Source organism: Yinghuangia aomiensis, from assembly GCF_039542225.1.
GTDB classification, from domain to species: Bacteria; Actinomycetota; Actinomycetes; order Streptomycetales; family Streptomycetaceae; genus Yinghuangia; species Yinghuangia aomiensis.
The window spans coordinates 28,911-50,268 of record NZ_BAABHS010000052.1 but is presented as its reverse complement, the minus strand read 5'-3'; the positions used below and the strand labels follow the sequence as shown (position 1 = coordinate 50,268).

The 21,358-nt window shown below is 69.6% G+C and carries 18 protein-coding genes and 1 pseudogene; 7 read left to right on the top strand and 12 right to left on the bottom strand.

Annotated features, from left to right (window positions below):
- Positions 1-270: 270 nt before the first annotated feature.
- The 9 genes and pseudogenes from ABEA93_RS39010 to ABEA93_RS38970 form a co-directional block, all read right to left on the bottom strand.
- Positions 271-1,317, bottom strand: a pseudogene (locus ABEA93_RS39010) (PP2C family protein-serine/threonine phosphatase); the annotation flags it as partial.
- Positions 1,318-2,002: 685 nt separating this feature from the next.
- On the bottom strand, positions 2,003-2,611 hold the full coding sequence (locus ABEA93_RS39005; protein WP_345680731.1) for a TetR/AcrR family transcriptional regulator: 609 nt from the start codon (positions 2,609-2,611) through the stop codon (positions 2,003-2,005).
- A gap of 143 nt (positions 2,612-2,754) precedes the next feature.
- Positions 2,755-4,050 (bottom strand): amidohydrolase family protein, encoded by a 1,296-nt coding sequence (locus ABEA93_RS39000; RefSeq protein WP_345680730.1) that lies wholly within the window; start codon positions 4,048-4,050, stop codon positions 2,755-2,757.
- A 32-nt stretch (positions 4,051-4,082) separates the two neighbouring features.
- A complete protein-coding gene (locus ABEA93_RS38995) occupies positions 4,083-4,397 on the bottom strand; it encodes a hypothetical protein (RefSeq protein WP_345680729.1) in 315 nt (104 codons plus the stop codon).
- Positions 4,363-4,773, bottom strand: coding sequence for a hypothetical protein (locus ABEA93_RS38990; protein WP_345680728.1), 411 nt, complete (start codon positions 4,771-4,773; stop codon positions 4,363-4,365). Before ABEA93_RS38990 ends, ABEA93_RS38995 begins: the two co-directional genes overlap by 35 nt.
- A complete protein-coding gene (locus tag ABEA93_RS38985) occupies positions 4,770-5,540 on the bottom strand; it encodes an ABC transporter ATP-binding protein (RefSeq protein WP_345680727.1) in 771 nt (256 codons plus the stop codon). The genes ABEA93_RS38990 and ABEA93_RS38985 overlap by 4 nt, the downstream gene beginning before the upstream one ends.
- On the bottom strand, positions 5,537-6,247 hold the full coding sequence (locus ABEA93_RS38980; RefSeq protein WP_345680726.1) for an ABC transporter ATP-binding protein: 711 nt from the start codon (positions 6,245-6,247) through the stop codon (positions 5,537-5,539). Before ABEA93_RS38980 ends, ABEA93_RS38985 begins: the two co-directional genes overlap by 4 nt.
- Positions 6,228-8,339, bottom strand: coding sequence for a branched-chain amino acid ABC transporter permease (locus tag ABEA93_RS38975; RefSeq protein WP_345680724.1), 2,112 nt, complete (start codon positions 8,337-8,339; stop codon positions 6,228-6,230). Before ABEA93_RS38975 ends, ABEA93_RS38980 begins: the two co-directional genes overlap by 20 nt.
- Positions 8,339-9,721 (bottom strand): ABC transporter substrate-binding protein, encoded by a 1,383-nt coding sequence (locus ABEA93_RS38970; RefSeq protein ID WP_345680723.1) that lies wholly within the window; start codon positions 9,719-9,721, stop codon positions 8,339-8,341. Before ABEA93_RS38970 ends, ABEA93_RS38975 begins: the two co-directional genes overlap by 1 nt.
- 338 nt (positions 9,722-10,059) lie before the next feature.
- Between ABEA93_RS38970 and ABEA93_RS38965 the strand changes: the two genes are divergently transcribed.
- From ABEA93_RS38965 to ABEA93_RS38935, 7 genes are read left to right on the top strand one after another with little or no spacing between them, the layout of a single operon-like run.
- Positions 10,060-10,593 carry a carboxymuconolactone decarboxylase family protein gene (locus ABEA93_RS38965; RefSeq protein ID WP_345680722.1) on the top strand — a complete coding sequence of 178 codons (534 nt, stop codon included), beginning with the start codon at positions 10,060-10,062 and terminating at the stop codon, positions 10,591-10,593.
- 4 nt (positions 10,594-10,597) lie between these two features.
- Positions 10,598-11,863 (top strand): aromatic ring-hydroxylating oxygenase subunit alpha, encoded by a 1,266-nt coding sequence (locus ABEA93_RS38960; RefSeq protein ID WP_345680721.1) that lies wholly within the window; start codon positions 10,598-10,600, stop codon positions 11,861-11,863.
- Entirely contained in the window at positions 11,847-12,170 is a 324-nt protein-coding gene (locus tag ABEA93_RS38955; protein ID WP_345680720.1) for a hypothetical protein, read from the top strand. The genes ABEA93_RS38960 and ABEA93_RS38955 overlap by 17 nt, the downstream gene beginning before the upstream one ends.
- 1 nt (position 12,171) lies before the next feature.
- Positions 12,172-13,380 carry a metal-dependent hydrolase family protein gene (locus tag ABEA93_RS38950; protein WP_345680719.1) on the top strand — a complete coding sequence of 403 codons (1,209 nt, stop codon included), beginning with the start codon at positions 12,172-12,174 and terminating at the stop codon, positions 13,378-13,380.
- The gene (locus tag ABEA93_RS38945; RefSeq protein ID WP_345680718.1) at positions 13,370-13,783 is read left to right on the top strand and encodes a nuclear transport factor 2 family protein; all 414 of its coding nucleotides are present in this window, start codon (positions 13,370-13,372) and stop codon (positions 13,781-13,783) included. The genes ABEA93_RS38950 and ABEA93_RS38945 overlap by 11 nt, the downstream gene beginning before the upstream one ends.
- Entirely contained in the window at positions 13,780-14,886 is a 1,107-nt protein-coding gene (locus ABEA93_RS38940; protein WP_345680717.1) for an acyl-CoA dehydrogenase family protein, read from the top strand. The genes ABEA93_RS38945 and ABEA93_RS38940 overlap by 4 nt, the downstream gene beginning before the upstream one ends.
- Positions 14,887-14,888: 2 nt before the next feature.
- Positions 14,889-15,764: an acyl-CoA dehydrogenase family protein gene (locus ABEA93_RS38935; RefSeq protein ID WP_345680716.1), complete on the top strand. Its 876-nt coding sequence runs from the start codon at positions 14,889-14,891 to the stop codon at positions 15,762-15,764.
- A gap of 93 nt (positions 15,765-15,857) precedes the next feature.
- Here ABEA93_RS38935 and ABEA93_RS38930 read toward each other — a convergent pair whose 3' ends face one another.
- The 3 genes from ABEA93_RS38930 to ABEA93_RS38920 all read right to left on the bottom strand — a co-directional run bounded on the left by ABEA93_RS38930 (position 15,858) and on the right by ABEA93_RS38920 (position 21,246).
- Positions 15,858-17,141, bottom strand: coding sequence for a glycoside hydrolase family 1 protein (locus ABEA93_RS38930; protein WP_345680715.1), 1,284 nt, complete (start codon positions 17,139-17,141; stop codon positions 15,858-15,860).
- A gap of 141 nt (positions 17,142-17,282) precedes the next feature.
- Entirely contained in the window at positions 17,283-18,761 is a 1,479-nt protein-coding gene (locus ABEA93_RS38925) for a glycoside hydrolase family 43 protein (RefSeq protein WP_345680714.1), read from the bottom strand.
- Positions 18,762-18,849: 88 nt separating this feature from the next.
- Positions 18,850-21,246, bottom strand: a complete 2,397-nt coding sequence (locus ABEA93_RS38920) for a glycoside hydrolase family 3 N-terminal domain-containing protein (protein ID WP_345680713.1) — start codon at positions 21,244-21,246, stop codon at positions 18,850-18,852.
- Between the last annotated feature and the right edge of the window lie 112 nt (positions 21,247-21,358).

Sequence of the window (21,358 nt, the reverse complement as noted above, 5' to 3'; positions counted from 1 at the left end):
CGGCATAGCCTTCCGAACCGACAAAACCCCCGACAGCTACCTCGCCGGACTCCACCTACGCGGCGCCATGATCTGGCTCCGCAGCCTCCCCACACGACCGTGATCCGAACCCAGAACAGGCCCTAGTTCCGTGGTGAAGGCGAGTTCGTCGAGCCCCCAAGCGGCGAGCCGCCGACCGGCCATTTCGCGTGCCTTTGCCACCACGGAAGGGTCGGCGGGCAGCTCCCACTCGGCGACATGGTCCTGCGGGACTTCCCGCGTGCGCACCAAGAGCAAGGCCGCGTCGTCGCGCTTCGACGGCTCGAGTCTCTCCAGAACCGCTTGGCCGATGGCCTCGATGTGCAGTTCGCGGTGCTCGTCCAACGCGCCGGCGAGCGCATTCATCCCCGCCACGATTCCCGCGGCGCCGCCTTGCTTGACCAATCCGTCGGTGTAGAAAGCCAGAATGCTGCCCGGCGGCACCGCAATCTCGGTCTCTTCGAAGGGAAGCCCACCGATCCCCATCGGAGGCCCCGGGTCCACGGCGGCGAACTCCGCTGCATGCCCAGGCCGCAGGACCAGCGGCGGCGGGTGCCCCGCGCTCGCGATCGCGCACGTCCTGCGGATTGGATCGAACACGGCATACATCGCCGTGGTGCAGAGTGCGCTCACCGCCACATCCGCATCGGCATGGTCGTCGGAACGGTCACCGTCGCCCTCGATCGCCCGCGCCGCGACCATGTCGTCAAGGCGGGTGAGCAGTTCCCGGGGGCTCGGGTCGGCCTCGGCCATGGTCTGCACAGCCGTGCGCAACCGTCCCATGGTCACCGTCGAGCCCAGACCGTGACCGACGACGTCGCCGATGACGAACGCGGTCCGCAGCGACGCGAGCGGCAGCACGTCGTACCAGTCCCCGCCTACGCCCGCTTCACCCCCGGCCGGCACATAGGTTCCCGCGGTCTCCGCGGCGTCCGCACCGGTTGTCCGAGGTGGGAGCAGACTGCGTTGCAGTGCGACCGCGACACGGTGCTCGCGCGCGTAACGCCGGGCGTTGTCCAAGGCCAACGCGCCGCGGGACGCGATCTCGACGAACAGTTCCACTTCGGCATCGCCGAAGTCGTCCGGGTCGGTGGTCCGCCATGCGGTCAGCACGCCCAGGGTGCGGTCGCCGCCCAGCATCGGCGCGGACAGCAGCGCGTGTGCGCCGACCGGGATCACGGCAGGCGAATCCGCCTCACCGAGCCCCAGCCTCCGGCGGAAGTCGTCCACGTCCGCGACGACCAGCACCGGACCGTCGCGCAGCGGGCCCACATCCGGACGAGCGGGCAGCGGTGGCATGGGCGCGCCTGCCGGAAGGAATCCGGGAGGCGTCCCCCCGGCGGCGGTCGCGACCGCTACGCGGAACAGCCGACGGGATGCCAGGTCCTCAGCCGGCGCGTCGTCCGTCCGCAGCACCGCTTCAGGGACCTCGACGGTGGCCACGTCTGCGAAATCCGGAACGAGCGCGTGGGCAAGGCGCTCGGCGACCTCGCGGAAGTCCAGCGTCCCGGCGATGCCCACCGCCGCATTGCGCGCCACCGATTCGAGCCGCTCTTCCCTTCGCCGAGCAGTGTCCCGGCCCTTCTCGCCACTTCGGCGCAGGAGCACGAGCCGGGATCCGGCGCTGGTGTCCGATGCGAGCGGCGCCAGCGTGTACTGGTAGTCGCAAGGCCCGTGCGGCGGGTGCAGGACGACAGTGCCGGAGGAGGGAGCCCCACGGCGCCGGAACAAGTCGAGGAAGGCCCCGAGAAGCCACGCGGCATCGGGTGTGGCCGAGAGCACCCGGCCCGCTCTGTCGATCACCACAGCCTCGGTCGACTCTGCTGTGGGCGGCCCTGACTCCCCCGACGCTGCGGGCCCCGCCCGCGCGCGGGCCGCGTCGGGAGAGTTCATTGCTCGACCTTCCATCTCCCCGAGAGGCCGCGATCTCGATTATTACCCCGCCCGGCGCCGGGTGCGACCATGCGGCGTCAAGCGGGCGGCCTCAGCTCCCGGCCGGCGGGACCGCGAGCCGCTGGATGAGCGTCGCGGTGTACTCGAGGAACACGTCCGGAAGCGAGATCGCCGGATCGAGCAGCCACATCGCCTCGACCCCGTGGAGGAACGCCATGACCTCGACGGCCTTGGCTGTCGGATCGATGTCCGTGCGGTAGCGTCCTTCGCTCTGGCCGCGCCGGATCTCGCCGGCGACTTGGTCGACGTTGCTGTGCTGCTTCACGCGAAGGCGCTCGTGCAGCGGGGCTTGGGCGTCGAGGTTCTCCATGAGCAGGACGGCGTAGGTGCCGATCTGTTCGGGAACCTCACGGAACCGGGCTTCGAGGAGACTCATCTGCTCGACGATGTCGCCGCCCGCCTGGAAATGCGTCTCGTCGTAGGCGTCCCGGGCGTCGAGCGCCGCGTGCAGGAGCTGTTCCTTGGAGGCGAAGTGGTGCAGGAGTCCGGCCGGACTGACCCCTGCCTCGCGGGCGATCTGCGCGAGAGTGATCCCCCGCCACCCATGCCGGACGACCAGGCGCTGTGTGGCGTCCAGAATGCGTTGTTTGCGATCCTCGCCTTTGGCGAGGAGTGTGGCGTACGGACGCTGTTTCGACACGGGACCCCCTCAAAACCAACTTACTGAACGTAAAGTAGGTCTGTTCGCAACGCCACGCAAGTGGTGCCCGTGCTGCCCGGTGGCCGACCACGCTTCCGTTCGGTCGGCCACCGGGCTGTCAGGTCGTGTGCGGACCCGGCGGTCTAGCGAGCGGCCGCGGCGGCGGCGCGCGCCCGCGAGCGGAACGCCTCCAGCTTGTCCGCGGGGTCGACGACGCGGTGGCTGCGCGACCGGATCGAGACGTCGTGACCGGCCGCCGCGGCGCGCAGCGCGCCGACGGTGGCCTGCTCCCGCGGAATGTGCGCGAACGGGTCGAACGAGTACCAGCGCATGGCGTTGAGGTGCGTCATCTTGTCGGTGTCCGCGTCCGGCACATCGTGCTGGGTCAGGACCTCGGACAGTTCTTCGGGCGCGTTCGGCCACATCGAGTCGGAGTGCGGGTAGTCGCACTCCCAGGCGATGTTGTCGATGCCGATCTCGTGGCGCAGCTTCACCCCGAGCGAGTCGCTGATGAAGCAGGTCAGGAAGTGCTCGCGGAAGACCTCGGACGGGAGCTTCCCGCCGAAGTCCTGGAGCGTCCAGGTCGCGTGCATCTCGAAGGTGCGGTCGAGCCGCTCCAGGAAGTACGGGATCCAGCCCGTGCCGCCCTCGGACAACGCGATCCGGATGTCCGGGAACTGCTTGATCACCGGCGACCACAGCAGGTCGGCCGCGGCCGACACGATGTTCATCGGCTGGAGCGTGATCATCACGTCCGGCGGGGAGTCGACGGCGGGGATCGTGAGGCGTCCCGACGAGCCGATGTGCACGGACAGCACCGTGTCCGTGTCGACGAGCGCCTTCCACAGCGGGTTCCAGTAGGGGTCGTGGAAGCTGGGGTAGCCGAGGACGGCCGGGTTCTCGGTGAAGGTGAGCGAGTGCACGCCCTTCGCGGCGACACGCCGCACCTCCGCGGCGCAGAGTTCGGCGTCCCAGATCACCGGCAAGGCCATCGGAATGAAGCGGCCCGGGTAGGCGCCGCACCACTCGTCGATGTGCCAGTCGTTGTACGCCCGTACCAGCGCCAGGGAGAAGTCGGCGTCGTCGGTGGCGAAGAGCCGGGCCGAGAAGCCGGGGAAGGACGGGAAGTTCATCTGGGCGAGGATCCCGCCCGCGTTCATGTCCTTGATCCGCTCGTGCACGTCGTAACATCCCGGGCGGATCTCGTCGAGGCCTTGGGGCTCGAGGCCGTACTCCCCCTTGGGACGTCCCGCGACCGCGTTCAGCGCGGCATTGGGAATCACGGTGTCGCGGAACTGCCAGACGTCCGTGCCGTCGTCGCGGTGCACCAGCTGCGGGGCTTCGGCCCGGTAGCGCTCCGGCAGGTGGTTCACAAACATGTCCGGCGGCTCGATGATGTGGTCGTCCACACTGATCAAGACCATGTCATCGCGATGCATCACAACGCTCCTTCGGTTCTTCGGTCCGGGTGTCAGTCCGAGGCGGGCAGCGGCTTGGCCGCTTTGACGGCCATGGCCTCGCCGCCGTAATCGAGTTCGCCCGCGCCGGCGAAGGTGCACAGCAGTTCCACGGTGTCGGCGGCGTCGACGTACCTTTTGCCGAGCACCGTGCCGGCACCGTCAGGGGCGCCCGGAGTGGACCGGTTCGCCGCTGGTTGCAGCGCGCTGCCGCAGCACGTGACGACCTGGTCGCCGTCGCTGCCCGGACGCAGCACGACCACACGCGTGGTGCAGGTCGTGCAGGCGAGTTGGTCACCGGCTCGCAGGGCCGGCGGTGCTGAGGTCATCGAGGGTGTTCCTTTCGAGCAGACGATCGGCGAGCACAGTGAGGTCGAAGGACTGGCGTGCCATCCAGAACCTCAGAAAGGCGGTCAGCGAGTAGCGCAGGAAGAGCGCGGAGCCGACGACCGCCGCGGCGATCCCGCCCAGGCCCAGCGCGAGGCCGTCCCGCTGGACCAGCGGGTCGGTCGTGTTGTGCGCGACGAAGTACGACGAGGCGCCCAGCACGAGGCCGACTGCCATCAGCACGGCACCCAGCCGCAGCCACAGCCGGGCGCGGCCGGCGGCCGGGTCGGGGATCTTCAGCTCCGCCAGCTCGCGGATGAACGTGTCCGCGCGCGTCTCGGCGGACGCCCTGGGGAGGATCTCGGGTTTGGCGGTCATACGGTGCTCCCCATGTAGAGGGCGGACAATTCGTCGCGCAGCCCGCCTTCGGGGCTGCCTTGCCAGGCGATACGGCCGCGGACGAGGACGGCCGCGTGGTCGGCGATGCCCAGGACGGCGGACGCGAACTGCTCCACGACGAGCACCGCGACGCCTTGGGCGGCGATCTCGGCGACCAGTTCGTAGAGGCGGGCGACGACGAGCGGGGCCAGCCCCATGGACAGTTCGTCCAGCAGAAGAACCGCCGGATCGGTGGTCAGGGCCCGGGCCAGCGCCAGCATCTGCTGCTCACCGCCGGACAGGGTCCCGGCGGCCTGGGAGCGGCGCTGCCCGAGGATGGGAAACCGAGCGTAGGCGATCTCTTCGATCTCCTCACGGCGGCGCCCGGTGAAGGTCATCATCAGGAGGTTGTCGCGGACCGAGAGGTTCGGGAACACGCCGCGGCCCTCGGGAATGAGGCACACACCGGCGCGCGCGAGATCGCGCGGGTCGGCACCAGTGGCGTCCCGGCCCCCGAGCACCAAGCGGCCGGCGTGTACCGGGTGGGCGCCTGCGGCGACCCGCAGCGTGGTGGTCTTGCCCGCGCCATTGGGGCCGAGGAGCGCAACGACGCGGCCGGGCCGCACGGCGACGTCGACGCCGTGCAGCACGGTGATCCGTCCGTAGGCCGCGTGCACCCCGCGGAGTTCGAGGATGTCGGCGGGTTCGCCGCGCTCGCTCGTCTGCGGCACGGCAGTCGGCGTGCGCGTGTCCGTGGCGTCGGTCATGCGTCCCCCAGATAGGCGGCCAGTACCGCTTCGTCGCGCCTCACCACGTCGGGCGGGCCGACCGCGATGACCTTGCCGAGATCGAGGACGTGGATGTCGTCGCACACGTGCATGACCAAGGCCATGTCGTGTTCGACGAGGACGACGGCGGTGCCGTCGGCCGCGAGGGCCCGCAGCAGGACGGCGAACCGGTCGGTCTCCTCCGCGTCGAGGCCGGCCGCGGGTTCGTCGAGCAACAGCAGCGCGGGGCTGACGGCCAGGGCGCGGCCGACCTCCACGAGGCGGGCCACGCCTGTGGGAAGGGCGTCCGCCGGCTGGTCGGCCACCTCCCCCAGTCCGAGGCGGTCGACGATCTCCGTTGCGGTGCGTGCGGCGTGCCGACGCTCCGCGCCGAGTTCGGCCGCCACCAGCAGGTTGTCGCGCACGCTCAAGCGCCCGAACAGCTCCAAGCGCTGAAAGGTGCGGGCGAGCCCGTACCGGGCCCGCCGGGCCGGACCGAAGCGGGTGACGTCACGGCCGCGCAGGACGACCCGCCCGGTGTTCGGGCGGCGGAGTCCGGAGACGACGTCGAACAACGTGCTCTTGCCGGCTCCGTTGGGGCCGATGAGCCCGGTCACCCGCCCGGCGTCGGCGGTCAGCGCGACCCCGTCGAGGGCGCGGTGCCCGCCGAACCGCACGGTGACCCCGCTAACTTCCAGCAGTGCCACGGGCCAGCACCTCCTTGTCGGTACTCCGCCATGGGCGGCGGATGCCCCACCACTCGACCGGGATGTCGACGGCGCGCCGCGCGTCGGCCTTGGCCGAGGCCCAGATGCGCAGCGCGAACCCGGCGACCAGGCAGACGACCAGGAACGTCCAGCCGCCGATCAGGCCGGCGGCGCACAGACCCCAGCCGATGGCGGTGGCAGCCAGGAAGGCGGACACCGCAAGCCGGTTGCCGAGAAACGCATCCCATTGGCGGCGCAGCCGGGGCACGACGCCGTCGGGATTCCCGCCCAGACCGACCCCGGCGAGGCCCGGAAGGAGCGCGACCAGGTTCTGCGTCCACGGGGCCAACGCCACGAGCGCGTTGAGGGGGCCGATGTAGGCGGTCCCGGTGAACAGGCCTCCACCCACGACACCCAGGCCGCCGACGACGGCGACCAGGAAGATCGGGAGTCCGGCCACGAGATTGAACTGCTCGGCGGTCACCGACCGCTGCTGCATCCCGTACAGGGCACCGCCGAGCCCCGCGATCGACGCGGAGAAGGCGAACACCGCCACGCGCGCGGCCAGAAGGCTTCCGCCGAGTGTGGCGTAGGCGGCTTCGCTGTCCCGGAGGGCAATGAGCCGCCGTCCGTAGCGGCTGCGGCGGACGGCGGCCACGCCGAGCACGGCCAGGGCCAGGCACACACCGGCAAAGACCAGGAGCTCTGCTCCGTCGTCGAGCTTCCAGCCGAACAGGTCGGGGCCGGGCATCTCGACCGAGCCCTGCTCGAACAGGGCGATGTGCACGCCGAGCAGGTCGAACGACGGCAGTGTGAAGATCCACCGGTCGAGGATCACGGCGAACGCGGCGGTCCCCAACGCCATGTACACGCCGGACAGCCGCAGCGCGGGCACCGCGATCAACGCCCCGACGAGTCCGGCGATCGCCATCGCCGCGGGTAGCGCCCACAGTTGACCGTGCGCACCCAGATGGGACCACACGACTGCGCCGATGCCGGCCAGGCTGAGCTGGCACAGGGACACTTGGCCTGCGTAGCCCGCGAGCGGGACGTAGGACAACGCGACCACACCAAGGGAGAAGATCGGACCGTACGTCACGAGGTCTGCTTCGCCGAGCACGGTTGCGAGCATCAACGCGAACACCACAGTCGCTCCGGCGAAGATCGCGGTTCCCCGTACGGTGGGCAACGGGACCGCGGCCAAGCGCGCCGTTTTCCCCCGCAGGCGGCCGTGCGGGAAGACGAGCAGCGCAAGGAAGAGCAGCAGTGCCGGGGCCGCAAGGCGCAGCCCGGGCAGATACGGGTTCTGCGGGAGGTAGCCGGCCAGGTAGCTCTCCAGGCAGCCGACCACGATCGCACCGAGGAACGTCAGCGGGAGGCTCCGCAGCCGCCCGAAGACCGCCGCGGTGTAGGCGCTCACGATCAGGAGGGCAAGCTGTGCGGCGTCCAGCGTGACAGTCGGTGCGATGAGGATTCCGCCGAGCGCCGCCAGCTGCGTTCCGAGCACCCACGCGATCCGATTGGCACGCACGGGATTGGCACCGGTGAGTCCGACGAGCGCGCGGTCGTCCACGGTGGCCCGCATTTCGGCGCCGGTGCGCGTCGAGTACAGCAGGATGCGCAGTCCGACGGCGACGGCGACGGCCACCGCGACGGTGATGGCCTGGTGCCACGTGACGGCCGCGGATCCGATCCGGAACGGCTCCTTGTCCGCGAAGAACGGCGTAAGGGGGCGCGGCAGATTCGGGTCCCAGATCCACCGTGCGACGGCGATGAGTCCGCTCAGCAGCGCCACGGTCACCACGAGCCGTTCGGCCTCGCCGAGGCGCTGCACGGGTCGCACCATCAGTTCGACGAGGACGCCGAACGCGGGTGCGAGCACGAGCAGCACGACGGCGAGCGCCACCGGCACCGGCCATCCCCAACCGACGGTCAACTGCCAGTACGTGAACGCCGCCAGCATGCCCGCGGCGCCGTGTGCGAAGTTGAAGACGCCGGTGGTGGTGTAGGTGAGCACCAGGCCGGAGCCGACGATCGCGTAGATGGCGGCGGTCGTGAGACCGACGATTCCGAAGGCGAGGAACTGGTCCATTACTTCAGGTCGGCCAGGCTCTTGTCGGCGTCGGCGAGCGTCAACGGCTTCTGGTAATTGCCGGTGAGCTTGAACGCCGGGGCGTCACAGCGGTAGGCACCCTGGGTCGGCTTGAAGTCGGCGGGCTTCCAGCCGTCGGGGGTGGCCTTCTCGATGTTGAAGCACTTCACGGCGGCATCCGTAGTGGAGACGTCGACGGGCGCCTGGAGACCGCCCGCCGTCCATGCGGTCTCCCGCTTGGCGGCCTCGTAGACGCACTTGCGGGTGAGGTTGTCGCCGCAGCTCTTGGCCGCCTTGGCGAACAACGTCCATGCGGCAAAAGCCCGCAGCGACGGCAACGACACCTGGGTGCCGGGGGCGTACTTCGCGAACAGGTCGACGACCTGCTTGGTCGCGGGGTTGGACGCGGCGTTCTCCAGCGGGTACACGCCGCTGAGGTCGACGAGGTTGTTCTGTGCGGACAGCGCTTGGCTGCCGGCGAGTTGCAGGAACTGAGGGCCGTACGCGTTGTTGTTGGCGTCGATCCAGTCGAGCTTGTAGTCCAGGTTGGTCAACGCCTGTTCGAGCTTGGCGAGCTGCGGGAACGAGCCGTAGAAGACCAGGCCCTTGACGTTCTTGCTCTTGATCGACTGCGCGTACGGAGTCCAGTCGGCCACGCCTTGAGCGGGGTACAGGTCGTCGTAGACGATCGATCCGCCGACCCCCTTGAGGGTTTCCGAGGTCTTGGCCCCCAGGACCTTGGTGACCGGGGAGTCGCCGTTGATGATGCCCAGGGCACCGGCGGAGGCGGGGTAGGCCTCCTTCAGGAGCCAGGTGTAGTAGCCGGCGTAACTGCCGTACGAAACGGCGCGCGCCTGGGCGTTGATCTGGAGGTCCGCGCCGTCGTTCTCGGGCTGCGACACCTGTGAGGGGAAGTCGGGCAGCAGGCAGGACAGCCGGTCCTTCACGCCCATGCCGTCCAGGGCCGCGCCGCCGCCGACGAGCGCGAAGTCGTCCCGGCAGGCCTCCAGCATGCGCTGGCGGACCTCCATCATCTTCGTGTCGTGCGTGGTCGTGACGAGCTTGCGGCCGTTGATGCCGCCGGCGTCGTTGCACCACTGGGTGAACACCTTGGCCGCGTCCGGGAACTCGGAGACCTTGGTGAAGCCGACGTCGGAGAAGACGCCGATCTTGATCTCGCCGGCGGTCACGCCCTGAGCCGGCGACGATGTGGGGCTGCCGGGACCGCACAGTCCCTTGAGGTCGCCGAAATCGGCGGACGCGGCGGCCCCGGCTTGCGGTGTGCTGCCTGACGGCTTGTCTTCCGAGCCGCCACGGTCGGAACAACCGACGGCGAGCAGAGCGACCACCGCGAGGGTGGTGAGGGTTCTCTGCGGTCTCACGGGCTGCCTCCTCGGCAGATCTCGCATGCACGACGGGAATGCGGGGCGCGCTACCGGGGACCCTGCCGCGGCCGGTCCGGGGATCGGTCTGTGGTCGCCGACCGGCGCTTGCGACCGCCGTGACATGACCTTCTCGATGTGGGGAAAGTATCTTCTCCGTTAACGAGAATCAATATCTCGCCCAGGTCGCCCGGAAGACCGCCGCCGCCTCGCCCTGGGCGCGCGCGCCGCGCGTCCTCGGCCTGGACACCGGCGTTGACGAGGCACCCCTCGGTATGGAAATCTGCAACTCAGATTTGAGAATGTCATTCTCCGAATGGGAAAGGGACACGTGCGCCATGACGCGACTACCGCCGCTCCCCGCGGAAGAGTGGGACGACCGCACCCGGGCGGCACTGGCGCCGCTGATGCCGGAGGACCGCCGTAACCGGAAGTCCGCCGGGAACGCGCTCTCCACGCTGGTCCGGCACCCGGATCTGGCCGAGGCCTACCTGCCGCTGGGAAACCACCTGTTGTGGGGATCGTCCCTGCCCCGCCGGGTGCGCGAGCTGATCATCCTGCGGGTCGCCGGCCGTACCGGCTGCGTCTACGAGTGGACGCACCACGTCCACAGCGCGACCAAGTACGGATTCGGCGAAGCGGAGATCGCCGCGGCGGGCCGCGGCGAAGCGGACGACCCGGTCGACCGGCTCGTCCTGGGCGCCGTCGACGAACTCGCGGACAGCTATGTGCTGTCCGACGACACGTGGAAGCAGCTCGGCGAGCACTTCGACGACCGGCAACGGATGGACCTGGTCTTCACCGTCGGCAGCTACCTCATGTTGTCGATGGCCTTCAACACCTTCGGCGTCGAGCCGGAAAGCGAAAGGTAGAACCGTGCCCCATTTCGCCAAGCCTGCCCCGGGCAGCTGGACCGAGAAGTACCCGGAACTCGGCACCGGCCCGGTCGACTACACCGACTCCGTCGATCCGGAGTTCTACGCGGCCGAGAAGGCGGCGATCTTCAAGCGGACCTGGCTGAACGTCGGCCGCGTCGAACGCGTGCCCCGGGTCGGCAGCTACTTCACCAAGGAGCTGTCCGCCGCGGACACGTCGCTGATCATCGTGCGCGGCAAGGACCAGAAGATCCGCGCCTTCCACAACATCTGCCGGCACCGCGGCAACAAGCTGGTGTGGAACGACTTCCCGCAGGAAGAGGTCTCCGGCACCTGCCGGCAGTTCACCTGCAAGTACCACGCCTGGCGGTACAGCCTCGAAGGCGAACTCACCTTCATCCAGCAGGAAGGCGAGTTCTTCGACGTCGACAAGGCGGACTACGGCCTCAAGGAGGTCGCCTGCGACGTCTGGGAAGGGTTCGTCTTCGTCAACCTCGACCCGCAGCAGACCCTCGCCGAATACCTCGGCCCGATGGCCGAGGGCATCGAGGGCTACCCGTTCCACGAGATGACCGAGGTCTACACCTACAAGGCCGAGATCGGCAGCAACTGGAAGCTGTTCATCGACGCCTTCGCCGAGTTCTACCACGCGCCCGTGCTGCACCAGAAGCAGGCCGTCAAGGACGAGGCCGACAAGCTGCTGTCCTACGGTTTCGAGGCCCTGCACTACGACCTGCACAGCCCCCACTCGATGATCTCGTCGTGGGGCGGCATGGCGCCGCCGAAGGACCCGTCGATGGTCAAACCCATCGAGCGCGTCCTGCGCAGCGGCCTGTTCGGCCCCTGGGACAAGCCCGACATCGAGGGCCTCGACCAGCTGCCGCCGGGCATCAACCCGGCCCGCCACAAGGCCTGGGGCACCGACTCGTTCGAGATCTTCCCGAACTTCACCCTGCTGTTCTGGGCGCCGGGCTGGTACCTGACGTACCACTACTGGCCGCTGGCGGTCGACAAGCACCTCTTCGAAGCGAACCTCTACTTCGTCCCGCCGAAGAACGCGCGCGAACGCCTCGCGCAGGAGCTGGCCGCGGTCACGTTCAAGGAGTACGCGCTCCAGGACGCCAACACCCTCGAAGCCACCCAGACCATGCTCAACAGCCGCACTGTGTCCGACTTCCCCCTGTGCGACCAGGAGCTGCTGCTCCGCCACCTGCACAAGGTCGTCGGCGACCACGTCAAGGAGTACCGCGATGCCGCTGCCCACTGAATTCGCCGACCTCGCGCCCTTCGAGGCGTGGGCCCTCGCCACCGAGCCCGAGCGCTACGCCAAGCGGCTCGCCTCGTCGATGGAGGACATGCAGGAGTTCTACGACGCGGCGTTCCCGCGGCTCGACGACGCCATCGCGTACTGCGACAAGCACCCCTGGGGCGACCTCCCCGACGACTCCCGGGCGCTTTTCCACCTCATGCAGTCGCTCGTGATGGTCTCGTTCCCCATCGAGGTCTGGAAGCAGGCGCGGGTGCCCGACAGCGGCGCCGCCTACCTGGACATCGTCGTGGAGCCCGTGGTCTGACATGGTGACCCTCAAAGCGGCCGGGCTCCTCGACATCGACACCGGGCAGATCGTCCGGCCGGGAATCGTGCACGTCGACGGCGACCGCATCGTCGGCATCGGCGGTGCGCCGCGCGGCGAGGTCGTGGACCTGGGCAACCTGATCCTGCTGCCGGGGCTCATGGACATGGAAGTGAACCTGCTGATGGGCGGGCGCGGCGAGACAGTCGCGTTCTCCCCCGTCCAGGACGACCCGCCGCTGCGAATGCTGCGTGCGGTGGGCAACGCCCGCCGCACGCTGCGGGCCGGCTTCACGACCGTCCGCAACCTCGGCCTGTTCGTGAAGACCGGCGGCTACCTTCTGGACGTCGCCCTCGGCAAGGCCATCGACGCCGGCTGGATCGACGGACCACGCATCATTCCCGCGGGGCACGCGATCACGCCGACCGGCGGCCACCTCGACCCGACCATGTTCGCGGCGTTCGCCCCCGGCGTCCTGCAACTGTCCGTCGAGGAAGGCATCGCCAACGGCGTCGACGAAGTGCGGCGGGCGGTCCGCTACCAGATCAAGCACGGAGCGCAGCTCATCAAGGTGTGCGCCTCCGGCGGCGTCATGTCGCACACCGGCACACCCGGCGCGCAGCACTACTCCGACGAAGAACTGCGTGCGATCGTCGACGAAGCCCACCGGCGGGGACTGCGCGTCGCCGCGCACACCCACGGCGCGGACGCGGTCCGGCACGCCGTGGAGGCCGGCATCGACTGCATCGAGCACGGGTTCCTGATCGACGACGAGACGATCAAGCTCATGGTCGAACGCGGCACCTGGCTGGTGCCGACCACGTTCCTCGCCGACGGCATGGACGTCTCCCACGCCGCGCCCGAACTGAAGGCCAAGGCCGCCGAGATGTTCCCGCGCGCACGGGAGTCCGTGAAGGCCGCCATCGACGCGGGGGTGAAGATCGCCGTCGGCACCGACGCCCCGGCCATCCCGCACGGGAAGAACGCGAGCGAACTGGTGGCACTCGTCAGCCGCGGCATGACGCCGCTAGCCGTCCTGCGCGCGGCAACGGTGAACGCTGCCGAACTGCTGGGCGTCACCGACCGGGGACGGCTCGCCGAAGGCCTGTTCGCCGACATCATCGGTGTGCCCGGCGACCCGACCGAGGACATCACCCTCACCCAGCAGGTCCGCTTCGTCATGAAGGGCGGGAAGGTCTATGTCGACTGACGACCTCGTAGCCATCCAGCAGCTCCTGGCCCGCTACGCCGTCACGATCACCCAGGGCGACATCGACGGCCTGCTCCAGGTCTTCACCCCGGACGGCACCTACAGCGCGTTCGGGGACACGTACCCCCTGGACGAGTTCCCCGCCCTCGTCGCCGCGGCACCGAAGGGCCTGTTCCTCACCGGCACCGCCGCGGTCGAGGTGTCCGGCGACACGGCCACCGGCACCCAGCCCTTGTGCTTCGTCGACCACGAAACCCATCACATGCGCATCGGCTACTACACCGACACCTACACACGGACCGAAGCCGGGTGGCGGCTCAAGACCCGTGCGATGACCTTCATCCGCCGCAGCGGCGCCCACGACTCGGGCATCCCGCACGCCTACAAGCCGACCGAGGCATGACCGCCGTTCCGACGGTCGAAGAGTTCCGGACCGGGGTCCAGGCGTGGCTCGCCGACCACGACCTGGCCCCCGGTCCGGGCCACTCCCTCGACTTCGACGCGGAAGTCGCGCAGCTTGCCCGCGTCCGGCGCGCGCTGTACGACGCCGGATGGATGCGGTACGGGTGGCCATCGCAGGTCGGCGGACTCGGCGGGCCCGCCATGCTGCGCGCGGTACTCGGCGAGGAAGTCGCCGTCCGCGACCTGACCGATCCCGGCCTGTACTCGATGATCGAAGTCCTCGCGCCGACGATGATCTCGTACGCGCGACCGGAACTCGCGGCCGAAATGGTCCCGCTGCTGCTGAGCGGACGCGAGCAGTGGTGCCAGGGCTTCTCCGAACCCGGCTCCGGCAGCGACCTCGCGTCCCTCACCACCCGTGCCGCCCCGCGCGGCGACGACTGGGTGGTCACCGGTCAGAAGGTGTGGACCAGCCTCGCGCAATACGCCGACCGCTGCGTCCTACTGACCCGCACCGGGCCGGGGCATTCCGGCATCACCGCGTTCTTCGTCGACATGGACTCCCCCGGCATCACCGTCCGCCCCCTGCGCACGATGCACGGCAAGGACGAGTTCGCCGAGGTGTTCTTCGACGATGTCGCCGTGCCCGCGGAACGCATGCTCGGGCGTCCGGGGGACGGCTGGCAACTGGCCATGGATCTGCTGCCGTTCGAACGCTCCACCTGCTTCTGGCACCGCATCGCCTACCTGTTCACCCGCCTGGACCGGTTGATCGACCGCACCGCGCTGGTGGACGACACCGCGCTGGGGTCCGCCTACCTCGCCCTCCACGTTGCGCGTAGCCGCTCGCACGGCACGCAACAGCGCCTGGCGGCCGGCGAACGCCTCGGCCCGGAGACCTCCGTGGACAAAGTGCTGCTGGCCACCGCCGAGCAGCAGCTCTACGACACGATGCGCGACCTGCTGCCCGGGACCGTCGAATTCACCGATGCCGAGCTGCGTTCGGAGTTCTTGTACTCACGCGCCGCGACCATCTACGGCGGAACGGCGGAGATCCAACGCAACATCATCGCCCGCCGCCTGCTCGACCTGGGGAAGGACTGACCGTGGACGCCGCGGAACGGGACCTGCTCGCCGACGCCCTCCGCAAGACCATGACCGCGGCCACCGGCCCGGAGCTGGATGCGGCCCTGGAGGGTCTGGGCTGGCACGACATGCTGGCCGAAATTCCCGAGCAGGCCGTCCCCTTGGTCTTCCGACTGCTCGGCGAGACCGGCGCGCACGCCCCGCTGATCAACGACGTCCTGCGACACGCGGCAGGGTTCCCCACGGGAGGGACGCTGCTCCTGCCCTGCGCGGGCGGAGCGTGGTTGGTGTGGGAACGCGACGGGCGCCCGGGCACCGGGATCGATCCCGAACTACCGCTGCACACCGCGGCGGATGATGATCCGACTGCCTTGAACGTCCAGCTCCCCCCGGCGGCCTTGGCCGCGGGCCGTCGGGCGCTGGGTTGGTGGCTCCTCGGCAGCGGGCGGGCCATGCTGGCCTTGGCACGCCAACATGTGCTGGACCGAGCCCAATTCGGGCGCTCCCTGGCGTCCTTCCAAGCGGTCCGGCACCGGTTGGCCGAGACCCTGGTCGCCCTCGACGGTGCCGAGGCCGCGCTGCTCACAGCAGGCGAGAGCGCGGACGCAGCCACAGGCCCCCTCGAAGCTTCCGATCGCCGTCCGGACGACTATTCCGACGACGAACTGGCTGCGTTGCTCGGCAAGGCCGCGGCCGGCCAAGCCGCACTGACCGCCGCACGGCACTGCCAACAGCTTCTGGGCGGGATCGGGTTCACTACCGAGCACGACTTCCACCGGCACGTCCGACGGGTCCTGGCACTGGACACACTGCTGGGCAGCACCCGCGAACTGACCCGCGAAGCGGGCGCCCACGCCCGCCGGGAGGGACGGGGCCGGCGGCTCGTCGAACTGTGAGGCGGCGCCGGTGTCCGCTGCCCCGCCGACGTTCGAGAACGCCGGGGGGCAGCGGACACCGACTGGCTGACGACGCCAGAACGCATGCGCGTGTCAGGCGTCGGCCACGGCGTTGCGTCGGGCGATGTCGCCGAGCAGACGGGCACTCGGCTTGACGGTGCGCTTCTGGGTCTTGCGGTCCACGGCGATCATCCCGAAGGTCGGGCCGTAGCCGAGCAGCCACTCGAAATTGTCCAGCGTCGACCAGTAGCAGTAGCCGCGGACGTCGATCCCGTCGGCGAGGCAGCGCTCGACACCTTCGAGCGCGCTGCGGACGAACGCGGCACGGCGTTCGTCGTCGTCGGTGGCGATGCCGTTCTCGGTGATGTACACCGGGAGCCCGGCCGTGGCGGCGCGGCGGACGACGTTCTCCAGCGCCTGCGGGTAGAACTCGTAGCCCATCTGGGTCAGTTCGGCGCCTTCGGGATGGGCGCACGCGAGGCCGTCCGCGCCGATCACCACGCGGCTGTAGTTCTGGACGCCGAGGAAGTCGTCGCCTTCCATCGCGGGCAGGAAGAACTCGAAGGCTTCGGCCCACCGTTCGTCGGCGGCTTTCTCGCCGCCCGGCGCGGCCTGCCAGTCCTGGAGGGCGAGTGTGATGCCCACCTTGGTGGAGGGGCTCGCCTCGCGGATGGCGCGCCGCGCCTCGGTGTGCGCGCGCGTGATCAGCTCCAGGCCCGTTTCCGTCCAGGTGAACAGGAACAGGTTCAGGTTGTCCGGGGTGGTGCGGAGTGCTTCCGCGCCGACCTCGCGCCAGTCGCGGCCGCCGCCGGCTTCGTCCCGGGCCACGCCCACCGGTGCCTGCTCGGCACCGCCCGCCGTGCCGGTCATGTCGGCGATCATGCGCCGCGTCAGCATCGCGATGTTGGCTTCGTTGATCGTGCAGGCGTACGGGATCAGCGGGCCGAGTTCCGTCATGACGGTTCGGCAGTAGGCGGCGAACCGCTCAGGCGTGCCTGCGTACTCCCATCCGCCCAGCCGCGTGAGCCAGGCCGGGCTGGTGAAGTGGTGCAGTGTCACCATCGGAACGATCCCGTGGTCATGACAGGCCTGGAGCACATCGCGGTAGTGCTCGATCGCCGCGCGGGAGATGAACCCGTCCTCGGGCTCGACGCGGGCCCACTCGATCGAGAACCGGTAGCTGGTGAAACCGAGTTCGGCCAGCAGCGCGATGTCCTCGCGAAAGAGCCGGTAGTGATCGCACGCGTCGCCGCTCGGCTCCGCGAACCGCGACCCGGGGACATGTTCGAGCACCCAGAAGTCGCTGGCGATGTTGTTGCCCTCGACTTGGTGGGCGGCGGTCGCGGAACCCCAGAGGAAGCCGTCGGGGAACGTCATGCGGGTACTCCTTGGCGGTCGGCGGCCGGGAGGCCGCCGGGATGAATGAAAGCAATGCGCACTAGTAATACGCATTAGTATTATGTCGGCCCTGTTGCCTGGCAAGGTGGCCGCGCGGGGATGGCAGCGGGACCGGGCGGGCTACGACAAAGCTGCTGCCTGGTACGCGAACCTGGTGAGCACGGCGTCGGCCCCGAGCGCTTCCACACCGACTACCCTGCCGGTGAATCCGCCCGCCACCTCGGTGGAGAGATAGCGTCCGTCCACCTCCGCGAGGCGGTGGAAACCCCCGTCGAGGAAACCGAGTTCCAATCGGTCGGGCGGGTTGCGGGGATTGAAGTCCTCGGGCACTGCGACCGCCCGAACAACCAGCGGCCGGTCCGCGGCGATGCCTTCGGCCGTGGCCAAGGTCTGGTCGAGGGGGCCGATCACCATGCGCACCGAGACGGTGTCGCCCACGCGCTCGACCGCAGCCCAGTGGGCGTCGTCGATGCGGATCACCAGCGCCGCGTCCCCGGCGGGCACGGTGGCGGTGGCCTGCCATTCGTCGTCTCGGACGCGCACCGAGAGCAGGTGTCGGGCTTCCCTCGCCTCCGGTCGTCGGCCGGCCCGAAGGACGGCTCCGTTTGGCGGTGTGCCGTCCGCATTGCCGCGAAGCGTGACGAAGCTGCGCGGGTCCACGCCGGGTGCGATCCAACGCGGGTGCAGGTGGGGACCGGTGAACTCGTCGGCGAACGAAGTGTCCGGGGCCGGCGCCATGAAGGCGTCTGTGGCGGGCACCGGCCAGTCGTCGACCCAGTCGATACCGGTGAGGAAGGTCTCCCGGCCGTTGACGTGCCACTTCGGGTGCGCTCCCCTGGGACGCACGCCCAGGTGGACCATCGCCCAGCGGCCGTCGGGCAGCTCGACGAGGTCGGCATGCCCGGTGTTCTGCACCGGATGGTCGGTACTGCGGTGTGACAGGAACGGGTTCGCCGGGTGTCCTTCGAACGGACCAGTGGGGAACCGCGAGCGCGCAATCGAGACTCCGTGCCCCGGCCCCGTGCCGCCCTCCGCGATGACGAGGTACCACCAGCCGTTCCGGGGAAACAGGTGGGGGCCTTCCGGGTGCGACAGCCCCGTTCCCTCCCAAAGCTTGCGCGGCTCGCCGAGAAGCGTTCCCGTCGACGGATCGAGGGCGGACTGCATGATTCCGAGCATCGACCAGGTCATGTAGCACGTGCCGTCCTCGTCCCAGGCGAGGTCCGGGTCGATCCCGATTGCGCCCGTGGTGTACACCGGGTCGCTCCACGGGCCGGAAGGGTCGTCGGCACGGACGATCAGGTGGCCCTTGCGCAGATCCGCGCGATTGGTGGTGATCATCCAGAAGACGCCGTCGTGGTGGCGCAGGGTCGGTGCGTAGATCCCGCCGCTCGCGCCCGCGATGCCAGGTGCGACGTTGAGCTGGGACGGTCGATCGAGGACGTTGCCGATCTGCTCCCACCCCGTGAGGTTCCGGCTGTGGAAGATCGGGACGCCGGGGAAGTACTCGAAACTGGATGTGGCCAGGTAGTAGTCGTCGCCGACCCGGCAGATCGACGGGTCCGGGTGGAACCCGGGCAGGATGGGATGGCTGTTCAAAGGTGTCCTTGGAGCGAAGGCGGCTGCCCGGTGCTTCCGAGGCGGTGTCACTGGCTGCGCGTGGCCTTGGAAGCACCGGCAGCCGGGCTCAGTGGTGGCCAGGGGTGTCCTCGTAGGCGCCGTCGATCACGGTGGTTCCGCTCCAGACGATGTCCGTGCTGCTGAACCCGGCCATGACGGTGATGTCGCCGGGCGCGACGCCGCGTCGTCCGTCGGCCATGGTGTGGAACAGCCGCTCGACTGGCGCCTCCAGGACGACCTGGCGCCGTTCACCGGCAGCGAGGGCGACCCGGGCGAATGCGATGAGCTGCCGTACCGGCCGCACCACGGCGGACAGTTCGTCGCGGGCGTAGAGCTGTACGACGGTTTCGCCGTCGACGTCTCCGCTGTTCGCCACGGTCAGCCGGGCGCGGATCACGCCGTCGGCAACGTCGAGCACGGATTCGTGCGTCTCGTCCGGCTCCACGGCGAACGTCGTGTAGGACAGGCCGTGTCCGAACGGGTAGAGCGGGCCCTGTGCCGTGAGGTCGCCGTAGCCGTGCCGCGTGCCTGTCGGATGGCTGTACCCACTGCCGTGGTGGTGGCCGTGGTAGAGCGGCAGTTGCCCGAGATGGCGGGGGAAGGTGCTCGGGATCCTGCCGCTGGGGTTGACCCTGCCGAACAGCACGTCGGCGATCGCCTGGCCCGCGGCTTCGCCCAGCAGCGGGGCGAGGACGACCGCGCGGGACGCGCGGGCGACCTTCTCCAGCAGCAGCGGGCGGCCGGAGACGACGACGGTGACCAGCGGCTTGCCGGTGGCGGCGAGCAGTTCGACGAGGTCTTCCTGGTCTCCGGGCAGCGTCGGCGACGCCGTCGACTGCCCCTCGCCCGCGGTGTTGTTGCCGACCCAGCCCGTGCGTTCGCCGACGACCGCGACCACGACGTCGGCCGCGGCCACCGCGCCGGCAACGGCGGCGGGGTCGAGCGGCTGGGCGGAGTCCGCCTCGAAGCTGCCGAGGGACGCGAAGTCCACCTTCGGATCGACGGCACGCAGCGCGTCCAGGACGGACGGAGCATCGGGGTGGAGCCGACGGGTCACGGCCTCGAACGCCGGGTCGATGCCGGGCAGGCGTGTTTGGAAGATGTCGGTGAAAGCGAACGACGCCGGGTCGATCCCGGGGACCTGGCCGGTGCGGACCGCGCGGATGCCCTCCCACATTTCGTTGTGGGCCGCGGAAGTGTAGGCGCCGAAGTGGATGCGCAGCTCGTCGGCTGCCGGTCCGACGACGACGATGCGCGGACCGCCGGGAGTGAGCGGCAAGGTGCCGTCGTTGTCGAGCAGGACGATCGCGCGTTCGGCCATGGCACGCCGGACCTCGGCGGCCTCCGCACGGTCGGCACGGACCGCGGCTGCGACTCGGGTGGCGCGCCCGAGGCTCGGAATCAGGCCGACCCGTGCCTTGATCGCCAGGGCGCGGGCGACGGCGGCATCGATCACCTGTTCGTCGAGGCGGCCCGCGGCGACCTCGTCGGCAAGGTGGGAGTAGTTGTCGTCCCCGGGGAGTTCGACATCCAGACCGGCGGACAGCGCCTGTACGGCGGCTTGCCCGTGGGTGCCCGCAGTCCGGTGGGCGGTGCGGAGCATGTTCACCGCGTCGTAGTCGCTGACGACGACCCCGTCGAATCCGAGGGCTCCTCGGAGGAATTCGGTCAGCAGCCAGTGGTCGGCCGCGGCCGGGATGCCGTCGATCTCGTTGTAGGAGTTCATGACGACGGAGAGGCCGGCTTCGCGGATGGCGCGTCGGAACGGCTCGGCGTACTCGTCGACGAGCGTGCGCTTCCCGAGTTGGGTCTGGGCCTGGTTCAGCGCACCCTCGGAGACTCCGTAGCCGAGGAAGTGCTTGCCGGTGGCGAGGACGCCGGTGTCGTCAAGGTCGCCCTGGATGCCGCGGACGAACGCGACCGACATCTGTGCTGCCAGTTCCGGGTCCTCGCCGTAGGTCTCGTGGACGCGGCCCCAGCGCGGGTCGCGGCAGATGTCCATGACCGGGGAGAACAGCAACTGCACTCCGGTGTCGCGCATGTGCGCGGACGTCACCGAAGATGCCCGCCGCACCAGCTCGGAGTCCCAGGTCGCGGCCTGTGCCCAGGCGGTGGGGAACTGCGGACCCGACGGGTGGACCAGGCCGCTGATGCCCTCGAAGTGCACGAGCGCACCGATGCCGAACGGCGACACCTCCCGCGCCACGGCCTGGAGGTCGGCCAGTGCGGCGCGCAGGCTGTCGGTGTCCTCGCCGAGCGCCCACGCCAGCGAGAAATGCCCGACACCGTACGGTCGCTCTTCACGCAGGCGTCCCGTGTCGACGACCGGGCCGGTGCCGCCCGGGGGCGGCGGGCCGAAAAGCTGCGGTACGCCGACCCCGCCGAGCTGCGCGATCTTCTGCTCCAGCGTGAGGCGTGAGACCAGGTCTGCGATGTCATGTGGATTCGCCTGCACAGCGGCCATGTCCGTTCGTTCCTTGTCGTCAGGGTGTATGTATGTGTGGCGTTGCGCGAGCCGCATCTCGCCGTTCGGGTCGTGTGCTACGTGCCACGCCGGACGCAATGGCGTTGCTCGG

Excerpts from the sequence above, each read along its gene's own strand:
- ABEA93_RS38985 (WP_345680727.1), bottom strand. The coding sequence starts at position 5,540 with ATGACCGACGCCACGGACACGCGCACGCCGACTGCCGTGCCGCAGACG.
- ABEA93_RS38945 (WP_345680718.1), top strand. The coding sequence starts at position 13,370 with ATGTCGACTGACGACCTCGTAGCCATCCAGCAGCTCCTGGCCCGCTAC.
- ABEA93_RS38930 (WP_345680715.1), bottom strand. The coding sequence starts at position 17,141 with ATGACGTTCCCCGACGGCTTCCTCTGGGGTTCCGCGACCGCCGCCCAC.
- ABEA93_RS38950 (WP_345680719.1), top strand. The coding sequence starts at position 12,172 with ATGGTGACCCTCAAAGCGGCCGGGCTCCTCGACATCGACACCGGGCAG.
- ABEA93_RS38990 (WP_345680728.1), bottom strand. The coding sequence starts at position 4,773 with ATGACCGCCAAACCCGAGATCCTCCCCAGGGCGTCCGCCGAGACGCGC.
- ABEA93_RS38975 (WP_345680724.1), bottom strand. The coding sequence starts at position 8,339 with ATGGACCAGTTCCTCGCCTTCGGAATCGTCGGTCTCACGACCGCCGCC.
- ABEA93_RS38955 (WP_345680720.1), top strand. The coding sequence starts at position 11,847 with ATGCCGCTGCCCACTGAATTCGCCGACCTCGCGCCCTTCGAGGCGTGG.
- ABEA93_RS38940 (WP_345680717.1), top strand. The coding sequence starts at position 13,780 with ATGACCGCCGTTCCGACGGTCGAAGAGTTCCGGACCGGGGTCCAGGCG.
- ABEA93_RS38995 (WP_345680729.1), bottom strand. The coding sequence starts at position 4,397 with ATGACCTCAGCACCGCCGGCCCTGCGAGCCGGTGACCAACTCGCCTGC.
- ABEA93_RS38920 (WP_345680713.1), bottom strand. The coding sequence starts at position 21,246 with ATGGCCGCTGTGCAGGCGAATCCACATGACATCGCAGACCTGGTCTCA.
- ABEA93_RS39000 (WP_345680730.1), bottom strand. The coding sequence starts at position 4,050 with ATGCATCGCGATGACATGGTCTTGATCAGTGTGGACGACCACATCATC.
- ABEA93_RS38965 (WP_345680722.1), top strand. The coding sequence starts at position 10,060 with ATGACGCGACTACCGCCGCTCCCCGCGGAAGAGTGGGACGACCGCACC.